An 11,726-nucleotide genomic window follows, 5' to 3' on the forward strand; every position below is an offset into this window, starting at 1 on the left:
ATTGATTCTCCTTATACAATAGTAATAACTTGATTTCACTCTACAATACGTCTATTATCAATTCAACGAAACGTTATCGAACATATCATTCATTTATTTTGAACTAGGAGGTGCCTGACTCATGGAAATACGCCAGCTAAAAACCTTTTGGACACTTGCATCGACCTGCAGCTTTAGTCAAACTGCTGAATTATTGAGCTATGTACCGTCTACCATAACCATGCAAATCAAATCGCTGGAAGAAGAGCTCGGTGTGAAATTGCTGGATCGACTAGGAAAAAAGGTCGTGTTAACGGATGCTGGTCAACAGTTTCTGCCGTACGCCACTAAGATATTAAACGATGTAGAGGAAGCAAAGTGCATATCCAGTCAGCACGGAGAATTGGCGGGGACGGTTGTGATCGGAGCAGACGAAGTGCTGTGTGCATATCTTCTTCCAGCCTTGTTCAAACGCTTCCGAGCGGACTATCCTGGTGTGCGGTTATTGTTCCGCCCCTTGTCTGGGCAAGAGCTTAAATCGAGTCTGAGAGAAGGGCATACCGATGTCGTTTTTGTATTGGATGAGCCCGTTGGTGCCAAAGATCTTCATTCAGAGTTTTTAAAGGATGAGACCTTTCAAATGGTGGTTTCTCCCGATCATATGTTAGCATCGCGTTCCGCGTTAGTTATCGATGACTTCCACAAGCAGCATTTTTTGCTGACCGAAAAGAACTGTTCGTATCGCACTCATTTTGACCAATCCATAACGAAGAAAGGTGCAGATGCTCTGACAGAGCTGGAGTTTCATAGTGTAGAAGCCATTAAACAATGTGTTGTGGCTGGTCTGGGGATCGCTTTATTACCTGAGATGGCGTTGAAGAAAGAGTTGAGCGAAGGGGAAGTGGTTGCTCTGCCGTGGGATTTATCAGATGTATCCTTTTCTGCGCAAATGCTCTGGCATCGGGAAAAATGGATCTCTCCGTCCATGGCTGCTTTCATGGAGGTCGCCAAGAGTGAGTTGATTTGATTGTTCAGAATTTGTTTAGATGTATGTGTTAAAATATTCTTCACAGACATATATGGGGGATTAGCAATGGAGAGAAAGATTAGAAATTCTGCAAAAGCATTGATCATTAAAGACGGGAGAATGCTTGCAATGAAGCAGGATGATCATGATGAAGTGATCTATATCCTGCCTGGTGGGAGCCAGAATGCAGGTGAAACGCTGACCGATGCTGTGAAGCGTGAAGTTGCGGAAGAAATCGGAATAGATGTAGAACCGTTATCACTGGAATTTGTCATTGAGGGTGTATACGGTGAAGCTCTTCATCGTGTAGATTTTGTTTTTTTATGCGAGTACATAGGTTTGGTGGACCAAGATAGTTCTATTCTGCCAAGTGACGAAAACCAGGTGGAATATGTGTGGCTCGAAATTAAAAATATAAACGAACTACCTTTATTTCCTTCAAAATTACGAAAGCAGATCATTAGATTGGTTGAGGGAGAAAAAACGATTATGTATTTAGGAAATGAGGAAGATGACGACCTGAATAGTTAGATATGTACATGTCGTAAACAAGCGGCTGTCTTGTATTTATAAAGGAAAGGCTATTTCAAAGGACGTGATGGTCCAGTGAAATAGCCTTTTTGCCGTTGAACAAAGGTGTACAGGGCGATTAGAAAATGAACATCTATGCTGAGGTGTTACAGTAGGCCAAATGTTATTTTTCTTGTTCCTTCACGCCTGCTGTCATATTTTTCTGACCCCAGATTACCATGGATTCAATTAATGGAACCAATTCCTTGCCTGATTCTGTGAGCGAATACTCCACTCTCGGTGGCACCTCGTTATATTGCTCCCGATGCACGATGCCGGAATGAATCAAATCCTTCAAACAGTTCGTTAGCATCGTTCCGGTAATGCCGGGCAGTCTTCTTTTTAATTCATTGTAACGTATACAGTCATTTTCACTAAGGATTGCCAGGATCGGAAGATTCCACTTGCCTCCAATGACCTGAAATGCATAAGTCGCTGGACATAACTGATCGAAATTAAACTCGTATTTCACTTGATACCCTCCAATAGTATACTTTTTGATACTAAGTCAGAAAAAGAATCGTACTTGTTCAAAAGATTGTAAACATTATAATCAAACTAATACGAGAAAATCAATTCATAAGACAATATAAAGGCGGGATTAACGTGAGTAACGAATCAATGATGTGTGATCTGGAAACAGGCGTATGTGGTGTGAATGAGGAAGAGGCGATGCAAGAAATCAATCTGAATCACGTTGAGAAACGGATAACTCTTTATTACGCAACAGATCCGATCTGCTCTCACTGCTGGGCGCTTGAGCCTGTGCTTCATCGGTTTATTGAGGAATACGGTCATTATTTTACGCTGCAAATTAAAATGGGTGGGCTACTGGCTAACTGGAATGGTTTCTCGGATGGCGCTAACGGGATTCAGAAACCTTCGGACGTTGCAGCGCATTGGAAGGAAGTGGGTGAACATTCACGCATGCCCATCGACGGTTCCTTATGGCATGATAATCCAATACTTTCTTCTTATCCGCCATCTCGCGTATTTAAAGTCATTCAGAGTACACATCCTGGTAAAGAACATGAGTTTTTAAGACGTGCACGTGAAGCCGTGTTTGCATTCAATCGAAATATTGGAGAAGATGATGTGCTGACGGATATCGTCAATCAACTGGGCTTGAATGGAAAAGAAGTGGTTGAGGCGGCTGCACAGCAATCGGCACAAGATTTATTAGAGGAAGACTTTGAGCGTGTTGCTAGTTTGGGAGTTAGAGGTTTCCCATCCATTATCATTGTAAATGAAGAGAACCATGGTATGAAAATTGTCGGAGCGCGCTCTCTTGAAACATATGTGCAAGCACTTCAGCAGGTGTTGGGTGGTGATCTGAAACCAAAACAGATAACCTCGTTGGAGCAGAAAATCAATGAGGGACACCTTCTTTTCTCTAGAGAACTGGAGGTCATGTACAATATCGAAAAGAGTGATGTTGAATCTTATGTGGAATCTGAATTGGCAGAGCACACATATCGTAAGGGACATATTTTGAATGAGATGTATATTGAGCATATCTGAGGGAAAACAAGAAATCTGTAATTGCACGGCGGAATCTTCCTGCTATCGGCACACGGATGTGTTATTCGCACAGGCAAGTCGTCCACCCATTGCGTAGACTGAAGTAGATCAAGTCAAGTGAGGTGAATTCCATGGCTAAAACCAGTGAAATACACGTCCGGGTGAAACGGCTCAAGGATCGCCCAGTCTGCGTGACTCTTCATAATGGCGAGACGTACGTCGGGTACATCTCTGGCGTTAACAGCGAAGGCGTAGTGCTTACCGGGGGCGGAAAGCTTACTCAGGCCGCAATCACAGCACCCTCATCTGAAGGCAGTGCTCGCAAAACCAAACCTAAAGCAGGGGCTACGAGAAAAACAGCATCCTCTCGAAACCGTAAACGGGTGAACAGCACACGTAAGTCTCAAGTACGATCCCGGTCGATGTCTCGCTCAACGTCTAGGCAAGCCCAGGTATCATCTTTCATGCCTATGTTAGGCTCATTGTTAGGTGGCTTTGGCGGTGCAGGCTCGATTGGAGGTATGTTAGGCGGGGGTATGCGGTTGTTTGGCATGATCCAGCGGTTTACACCTGTGGTCAAAATGGGGTATGGCATGATTAAGCAGATTCAGCCATTTATGGGGGCAGTTCAAGGGCTGATGACTCCAGCAAGCCAAGCAGCTCAGGCTGAAACTGAAGGTGAAGAGGAAGCACAACAAGGATAATACTTGAAATGAAAATCGTGAAATAGAACACAACCTTCGTTGCATTTGGGAAGGAAGAATTGCTAGTATGTTGGGTGATCTGATCTCTTTCTGATCTGTTTTGTTCCTTATCTTTCCCGCTAGATGCTTAACTGCAAGCTGCTCTCCGGACGAAAAACGGAGGGTGGCTTATTTTCTTATGCTGTATATGAGGTTCAAACCAGCTCAATATAGCATGCTTGCTCAGCGCTAACGAACCTCAGAAACCTTATTCGGGTCAATATCAAGCCATTAAAATCCGCCCGAATCGGGTTAAATAAGACTCCCTGTGTTCGTTAAATTCCTTCGTTGCGAGGAATAAAAACTGAGATTTCCAATACGCGTCTAACATCTAACTTTGATACCATGTAGTTCGGCCGACTACCCTCATACAGCAAAAAACACCGCGCGCAGGGAGCTGCACGCGGTGCGAAAAACAATGCTGATGTTGAAGAGTAGGAGAAAATTCTATCCCACTCTTATTATTTATTATGCCTGTTTGGTTTTCAGGCGAATCACGTTCCATGACGCTTTGTTCAACACAGCTTGAACTTTACCTTGATCCACGGTTGTATGTCCACCATTGTGTGGAAGGACGTTGCGTGGATTTTCTTTGGTATTGGTAGCCTTCAGGTCATCGTTTTCCAGTACAATGTGCTCCACAAATGTGGTTTCTCCAAAAGAACGAAGATCCACATTCAGTTCCAACTTCTCATCCAGATGTCTGTTCACCGCGAAGATCGTGATCGTGCCGTTTTCTTCATCATGCACACTGATCGCTTCGAGATAAGGTACATCTGTAAAGTCTTTGGAATCATATTTAGGTGAAGTTGTGATGGACCGTAACACCGTACCGCGCCCGAAATTGGATGCATGCATGAACGGGAAATAGGTCGTCTGGAACCAGATCGCTCCGTTATTTTCGGTCATGATTGGTGCAATGGTGTTAATCAACTGAGCAAGGCAAGCCATTTTTACACGGTCGGCGTGCTTGAGTATGGTAATCAGGTAACAGCCTACAGCGAGTGCATCTTCATGTGTATACACATCTTCAAACTCTGGAGGCGCAATCTGCCACCGTTCTTCCATACGGCTCGTGCCGATGGATTTCCAGACATTCCATTCATCCAGAGACAGCATTAATTTCTTTTTGCTGCGTTTTTTGGCTTGTACAAAATCACAGATTGAAGCCACACTATCAATAAATTGATCCAGATCCAGCGAAGTCGCCAGGAAGTCATATGTGTTGTCTTTGTTATTGTTGTAATACTGATGCAGGGACAAGTAGTCCACATTTTCGTAGGTGAGATCCAGCACGGTTGCTTCCCAATCTGCAAATGTACTCATGTCACGGCTGGAACTGCCGCAAGCCACAAGCTCAATTTCCGGATCAACCCATTTCATCGCTTTAGCGGTCTCATTGGCAATACGGCCATATTCATATGCAGTCATTGCACCAATCTGCCAAGGGCCGTCCATTTCGTTGCCTAGACACCAGGTTTTGAATTTATGCGGGTCCTTGTAACCGTGAGAGATACGCAGATCACTCCAGTATGTGCCAGATGGGTGGTTGCAGTATTCAATCAGGTTTCTGGCCGCATCAATGCCGCGAGTACCCAGATTTACAGCCATCATCACTTCGGTTCCAACCAGTTTGGCCCAATCTGCAAATTCGTTTGTTCCTACCGCATTCGTTTCAATCGTCCACCAAGCGAGTTCAAGTCTGCGTTTACGCTCCGCTACCGGACCAACACCGTCCTCCCAATTGTAACCGGATACGAAATTGCCGCCCGGATAACGAACAATTGGCACATTCAAAGCTTTAATCGCTTCAATGGCATCCTGACGGAAACCTTGAGCATCTGCCGTAGGATGACCTGGATCATAAATACCGCCGTATACGGCCCGTCCCAGATGCTCTATAAATGAACCATAGACACGCGGATCAACTTCGGCAATCTGAAAGTCTTTATCGATAAGCATTTTGGATGTAAGCATGGTAAGTACCTCCATTGAATGAATTCATATTTTTGAAAGAATTAACGTGATATTGAATTCGCTTAAAAGCAAAATCAAATCATTGATTTGTTATCTAATATGTATCATAATGCTTATATATTGAGCAAGTTCAATTTAATGAGTTCGTAAAATAGCGAATCCTGAAATTGAAATAGATCGATTTTACTCAAAAAGGAAGTGAACATCATGATGCTTGGGACAGATGCAGCTTCATTACTAATTTACGAGGCACTGGCAAGTGAAGCCCGTTTAAACATTGTGCGCCTGCTGCTACAAAACAGGGAAATGCATATCAATGCGCTTGCCCAAGAGCTTTTTCTGAGCAAAGCTATTGTAAGTACACATGTAAGCAAGCTGCAAAAAGCCGGAATTGTCGGTAGCCGAATGAAACGGGAGAACGGCGGAACCTATAAGTACTGTTTTATCGTACGAGAGTTCATGACTATTAACCTGTCACCAGAGCCTGTTGACGCTCCTTACCATGAAATATCCATACCGGTAGGTCAATATACAGATTATGAAGCATGGCCAACCTGCGGGATTGCGACAACTACGCAGATGATTGGACAGTACGACACACCAGCCTGCTTTATGGACCCGGATCGGGTGAACGCTGGAATCCTTTGGATGGCAGCAGGTTTTCTTGAATATAAGATTCCCAATTATCTGTACAATGATCAGCATCTTCGAGAGATTGAAATTTCCCTTGAACTAAGCTCGGAAGCGCCAAAGGTGAACGAAAACTGGCCGTCAGATATTCGCTTTACCCTTAATGGCAATGACCTCGGTACTTGGACAAGCCCTGGTGATTTCGGGGATCGGAAAGGTAAACATACGCCACTATGGTGGAAGCTGGATGTCAACCAGTATGGTGTATTGAAAATGCTGCGTATTAACGGGGAAGGCACGTTTATTGATGGTCAGCGCATCTCGGACGTGCGGGTTCAAGACCTGGATCTGGGTGTATCCACCTATTGGACCTTTGGATTGAAGCCGGAAGAGGGCGCAGCTGGCCGAGGCGGACTCACCCTGTTTGGCAAAGGTTTTGGCAACTATGATCAGGATATTCTGATTCGATACTATTATGATGCTCAGGAAAATAAGACTACAGATGAATAGCTTATGCGTTTTGATAACAATTTATAGAGAGAAAGTTCCACGATGAACCACATGCAGAACAATTCCAGAGTAATGGTATTGACAACGATTACATAGCTGATATAAGATACAGCTATATAAGGAGTGTCACTGATTCGATCAGGCACCACCAAAGTCTGGATTCCACAAGTTTGTTTATTACTTGTGAATTGGACATTGGTGGTGCTTTTTGCATACTGGGGGTGATTGCATCATGAGGTTTAAAAAATCGTTAAATAACAACATCGCACTGGCGGAAGACGCCGAAGGCTGTGAAGTCATTGTCATCGGAACGGGTGTTGGCTTCAAAAAAGTAAAAGGACAGCCAATTGAGCAGAGCCAGATCCAGAAAATGTTCCGAATTGGCTCGAATGATAAATATCAGCGAGTTGAGCAATTTCTCAGTGATATCCCTCTGCAAGTCATCGACATTACGGATCAGATTATTGAAGAAGGCAAGACAATGATCGGAAAAAAGCTGAATGACTCGATCCTGTTAACACTTGCGGACCATATTCATTTTGCGCTGGATCGTTTCAAAAAAGGCGTGGATGTGCAAAATCCGCTTCATTGGGACATTCGCCATCTATATCCTGCTGAATACCGTGCCGGAGAATGGGCAGTTCAAAAAATCAATGATGCTTTTCTAGTCTCACTGCCATCTGGTGAATCAAGCTCTATTGCCCTTCATTTCGTGAACTCACAATTCGACTCAGGCAGTATGAACCAAACGATTAAAATTACACAGATGATTAACGACATTTTAGGTATCATGACTGAACATTTTGGAATGGCACTGAATCAGGAATCTGCTGATTTTTCCAGGTTCATCACCCATCTGAGATACTTCATTGTTCGTCAGTTGAACCGTGAAGTGCTCTCGTTCAAAGATCAACAATTTCTATATGATGTATTGTCGGAGCGGTATCCTGTCAGTTTCCAATGCGCACTCAAAATAAAGGAGGCGATGGAGCAGCAACGCGGATTTGTGATTACTCCCGATGAGATGGTATATCTCATGATCCACATCGAGAGAGTGACATCCCGTACCGATACGGATTGATCTCCATACAACCTGTTTGAAGTTATACCATCATCAAAATGAATTGAATATGGAGTGTTACTGATTTGATCAGGCACCACCAAATGTTTCCGACTCCGCATCTGCGGCGGGCCGGTATTACATTTGGTTTTTTTTTCGCCAAAAAAGGAGGAAGCAACATGAATCATCGGGAGTTGTCCAAAGAAATTATCCAGTTAACAGGAGGGCAAGAGAATATTACCCAAGCCTGGCATTGCATCACACGGCTTCGGTTCAACGTTCGAGAGCAAAACAAAGTTCAATTGGAACAGATCAAAGCACTTGATGGTGTGCTCGGTGCACAGTTTCAGAACGATCAGTTTCAGGTGGTCATTGGCAACCAGGTTGCAGCCGTATATGAGCAGATCGAGGATCAAATGAAGCAGAGTAGCATATCGAAGCCCGAAACAGACGCGCCACACTCTAAAGGGATTAATGCTGTTTTGGATACGATCTCCGGCATTTTCACTCCAATTCTGCCTGCCATCGTAGGTACAGGGATGTTAAAGGGGATTCTGGCACTGCTCGTTACACTTGGAGCGATACAGGAGAAAAGCGGTGAGTATCAAGTTCTGTCTTCAATAGCAAATGCGGCCTTTTATTTCTTGCCTTTTCTTCTGGCCCTATCATCAGCCCGAAAGTTCAAAGTGAATGAATATATCGCTCTGACGCTTGCAGGTACTTTATTGTATCCTACGATTCTGAACGCGTATCTGGCAAACCAGCTTGAACCGATTCGTTTTCTCTCGCTGCCCGTGTCCATTGTGAATTACACCCAGTCTGTTATTCCCATTATTCTGGGTGTGTGGCTTCTGAGTTATGTACATCGCTGGGTGGATCGTTTTATTCCCGGTCCGGTCAAAGTCATCTTTACCTCAATGATTGTGCTAGTCATCACGGTGCCGATTCTATTAATTGCTATTGGCCCCCTAGGGAATTACATGGGCATCTATCTGGAAATGGGCACTTCTTGGCTCTTTGCCCATTCGGGTCCGTTAACCGGCATAATTCTTGGCGGCTTCATGCCGCTGATTGTTATGACGGGAATGCATTATGCGTTCTTCCCAGGCACATTGCAGAATCTGAGCAAACTCGGATATGACGTACTTTTACTTCCGATCAACCTGATAACTAATATGAGCCAGGCTGGTGCAGTCACGGCTGTTTTCCTCAAGACCAAAGATAAAAGAATGAAATCCATTGCTTTATCCAGTGGAATATCCGCCTTGCTTGGCATTACTGAACCTGCACTGTACGGTGTCACCTTGAAGCTGAAAAAACCATTTTACGCTTCACTCATCGGTGGAGCAGCAGGGGGGGGATTTATAACCGCAGTGGGTCTGAAATGCTTCGGTTTTGCTGTGCCAGGATTGCTTTCACTTCCGTTATACATTGGCCCGAATGGTGGGATGTCCAATTTCTGGTATGCATTAATCGGAATCGGCATCAGCTTTAGCGTTTCCTTCGTGGTGACTTTGCTGCTCAAATGGGATGAGCCAAATACACGCAATTCCGCCATGTCCGAATCAACACAAACATTAACCGAACAGGAACAGGATACAACCATTTCCTTTTCTCAAGAAATGGTAACACCTGTCACAGTACATTCCATTGAGGAAAAGAAAGGGGAGGTGTTCAGCCCGCTCATTGGTGAATTGGTGCCGCTCTCAGAGCTTCCGGATCAAACGTTTGCCGAGGAATTGACCGGGAAAGGTATTGCCATTCGTCCGCAGGATGGACGTGTTACAGCTCCTTTTGACGGAACCGTCACGTTGGTTGCCAAAAGTAAACATGCGATTATGCTGACCTCCTCCAGTGGAATCGACATTCTCATTCATGTTGGACTAAACAGTGTGTCGCTCAAAGGGAAATATTTTGACGTGAAGGTAGTTGCCGGACAAGAAGTGAAGAAGGGTGAGTTGCTTCTGGAATTTGATATGGATGGCATTCAGGGTGCGGGTATTGATCTTGTGACACCAGTCATCGTAACCAATACGCCTGATTACCTCGATGTAGTACCTGTTCAGGTGAAGGGGGTGATTCCAATGAATGAATTGCTTCTCCTCACCGTTCGTTGACAGCTTCATGAATACCACATACAAAAAAAGGAGAGAAACAACATGACAAAAACAATTAAACACTCATTTCCTGAAGGATTTTTATGGGGCGGAGCTACCGCTGCCAATCAGCTCGAAGGTGCATATGATGCAGACGGCAAAGGACTATCTACCTCAGACATGGCTCCATTCGTTCCACATGAGGAGCGCAATGGCAAGGATTTCACCTTCGACGTGGATTCTATTCAATTAGAAGAATATCTGAGCGGTAACACCAACGTATATTTCCCGAAACGCAACGGCGTGGATTTCTATCATCGCTACAAAGAAGACATTGCCTTGTTTGCAGAGATGGGTTTCAAAGTGTTTCGTCTTTCGATCGCGTGGACACGGATCTTCCCAACAGGAGAAGAAGCAGTTCCCAATGAAGCTGGTCTTGCCTTCTATGATAACGTGCTCGACGAACTCTTGAAATACGGCATTGAGCCGCTCGTAACGATCTCTCACTACGAGATGCCCGTTGAGTTAACCCGCAAATACAACGGCTGGGAAAGCCGCGAGATGATCGATCTGTATCTGAAATTTGCCAATACGCTGTTTGACCGTTACAAAGACAAAGTGAAATACTGGATTACCTTCAATGAAATGAATATGATGCTGACAAGTCTGTATACTGGCGGCGGCATTCTGGAAGATAAAATCAAGGGAAACCCGGAGCAAGTGGCTTATCAGGCAACGCATCATCAGTTTGTAGCTAGTGCGCTGGCTGTCAAAAGCGGAAAAGAGAAAATGCCGAATGCACAAATCGGCTGTATGATCTGCCGTCTGGAAACGTATGCTGCTTCTAGTAAACCGGAGGACGTTCTGCAGACGCTGAAGGAAGATCAGATGAACCTGTTCTACCCAGAGGTGCAGGCACGAGGCGAATACCCATCCTATATGCAAAGATACTTTGAGGAAAATGGCATCGAACTCGTTAAAGCTACTGACGACGTTGCCATTATCCGGGACAATACCGTGGACTTTATTGCTTTCAGTTATTACATGACGTATATCGGAAAATATGATCCCAATGACAACAGCAACTCTGGTATGCTGGTAAGTCAGATCAAAAACCCGCATCTGAAAGCTACCGAATGGGGATGGCCTATCGATCCAATTGGTCTTCGCGTCGCGCTGAACCGATTGTATGATCGTTACCGGATGCCGCTCTTCATCGTTGAGAACGGGCTGGGTGCTATCGACACACCGGAAGAGGACGGGACAGTGCATGACCCTTATCGCATCAATTACTTGCGCAGCCACATTGAACAGATGAAAGAAGCTGTCGCTGACGGCGTTGAATTGATGGGTTTCACTAGCTGGGGACCTATCGATATCATTAGTTGCTCAACTTCTGAAATGGGCAAACGTTATGGTTTCATTTACGTGGATCAAGACAATGCAGGACACGGTTCATTGGAAAGAACCCGCAAGGATTCCTTCTACTGGTACAAACAAGTTATTGAAACGAACGGAGAATTCCTGTAATTATACAAAATTCTTACACGCCGCCCGTATGGGCGGTTCTTTATTTTACACTAGTAAAATAAGGGATAATTATGTAAACTTGT

Annotated in this window: 10 protein-coding genes; 8 read left to right on the forward strand and 2 right to left on the reverse strand. The window is 44.5% G+C overall.

What is annotated here, in order from left to right; translation table 11 throughout:
• Nucleotides 1-121 precede the first annotated feature (121 nt).
• Nucleotides 122-1,006 carry a LysR family transcriptional regulator gene (locus F0220_RS15260; protein WP_105598760.1) on the forward strand — a complete coding sequence of 295 codons (885 nt, stop codon included), beginning with the start codon at nucleotides 122-124 and terminating at the stop codon, nucleotides 1,004-1,006.
• 66 nt (nucleotides 1,007-1,072) lie between these two features.
• Nucleotides 1,073-1,537: an NUDIX domain-containing protein gene (locus F0220_RS15265; protein ID WP_223199688.1), complete on the forward strand. Its 465-nt coding sequence runs from the start codon at nucleotides 1,073-1,075 to the stop codon at nucleotides 1,535-1,537.
• 163 nt (nucleotides 1,538-1,700) lie between these two features.
• Here the strand turns inward: F0220_RS15265 and F0220_RS15270 are convergent, their stop codons facing one another.
• Nucleotides 1,701-2,048 (reverse strand): winged helix-turn-helix transcriptional regulator, encoded by a 348-nt coding sequence (locus F0220_RS15270; RefSeq protein ID WP_091019040.1) that lies wholly within the window; start codon nucleotides 2,046-2,048, stop codon nucleotides 1,701-1,703.
• 134 nt (nucleotides 2,049-2,182) lie between these two features.
• On the opposite strand from F0220_RS15270, the gene F0220_RS15275 reads away from it, so the two are divergent.
• Both F0220_RS15275 and F0220_RS15280 read left to right on the forward strand, forming a co-directional pair.
• On the forward strand, nucleotides 2,183-3,097 hold the full coding sequence (locus F0220_RS15275; protein ID WP_105598761.1) for a DsbA family oxidoreductase: 915 nt from the start codon (nucleotides 2,183-2,185) through the stop codon (nucleotides 3,095-3,097).
• A gap of 131 nt (nucleotides 3,098-3,228) precedes the next feature.
• Nucleotides 3,229-3,801: a hypothetical protein gene (locus F0220_RS15280; protein ID WP_091019036.1), complete on the forward strand. Its 573-nt coding sequence runs from the start codon at nucleotides 3,229-3,231 to the stop codon at nucleotides 3,799-3,801.
• 507 nt (nucleotides 3,802-4,308) lie between these two features.
• On the opposite strand, the gene F0220_RS15285 is transcribed toward F0220_RS15280, so the two are convergent.
• Complete coding sequence (locus F0220_RS15285) at nucleotides 4,309-5,817, reverse strand: arabinosylfuranosidase ArfA (RefSeq protein ID WP_091019034.1); 1,509 nt, start codon at nucleotides 5,815-5,817, stop codon at nucleotides 4,309-4,311.
• 207 nt (nucleotides 5,818-6,024) lie between these two features.
• Here F0220_RS15285 and F0220_RS15290 point away from each other — a divergent pair, with 207 nt between their 5' ends.
• From F0220_RS15290 to F0220_RS15305, 4 genes are all read left to right on the forward strand, one after another.
• The gene (locus tag F0220_RS15290; protein ID WP_105598762.1) at nucleotides 6,025-6,957 is read left to right on the forward strand and encodes an ArsR/SmtB family transcription factor; all 933 of its coding nucleotides are present in this window, start codon (nucleotides 6,025-6,027) and stop codon (nucleotides 6,955-6,957) included.
• 232 nt (nucleotides 6,958-7,189) lie between these two features.
• The gene (gene licT / locus F0220_RS15295; protein ID WP_105598763.1) at nucleotides 7,190-8,038 is read left to right on the forward strand and encodes a BglG family transcription antiterminator LicT; all 849 of its coding nucleotides are present in this window, start codon (nucleotides 7,190-7,192) and stop codon (nucleotides 8,036-8,038) included.
• A 158-nt stretch (nucleotides 8,039-8,196) separates the two neighbouring features.
• Nucleotides 8,197-10,134 carry a beta-glucoside-specific PTS transporter subunit IIABC gene (locus F0220_RS15300; RefSeq protein ID WP_149846674.1) on the forward strand — a complete coding sequence of 646 codons (1,938 nt, stop codon included), beginning with the start codon at nucleotides 8,197-8,199 and terminating at the stop codon, nucleotides 10,132-10,134.
• Between the two features lie 42 nt (nucleotides 10,135-10,176).
• Entirely contained in the window at nucleotides 10,177-11,643 is a 1,467-nt protein-coding gene (locus tag F0220_RS15305; protein WP_105598765.1) for a glycoside hydrolase family 1 protein, read from the forward strand.
• Nucleotides 11,644-11,726: the final 83 nt, after the last annotated feature.

Origin of the sequence: Paenibacillus sp. 37 (assembly GCF_008386395.1) — a bacterium.
GTDB lineage: Bacteria > Bacillota > Bacilli > Paenibacillales > Paenibacillaceae > Paenibacillus > Paenibacillus amylolyticus_B.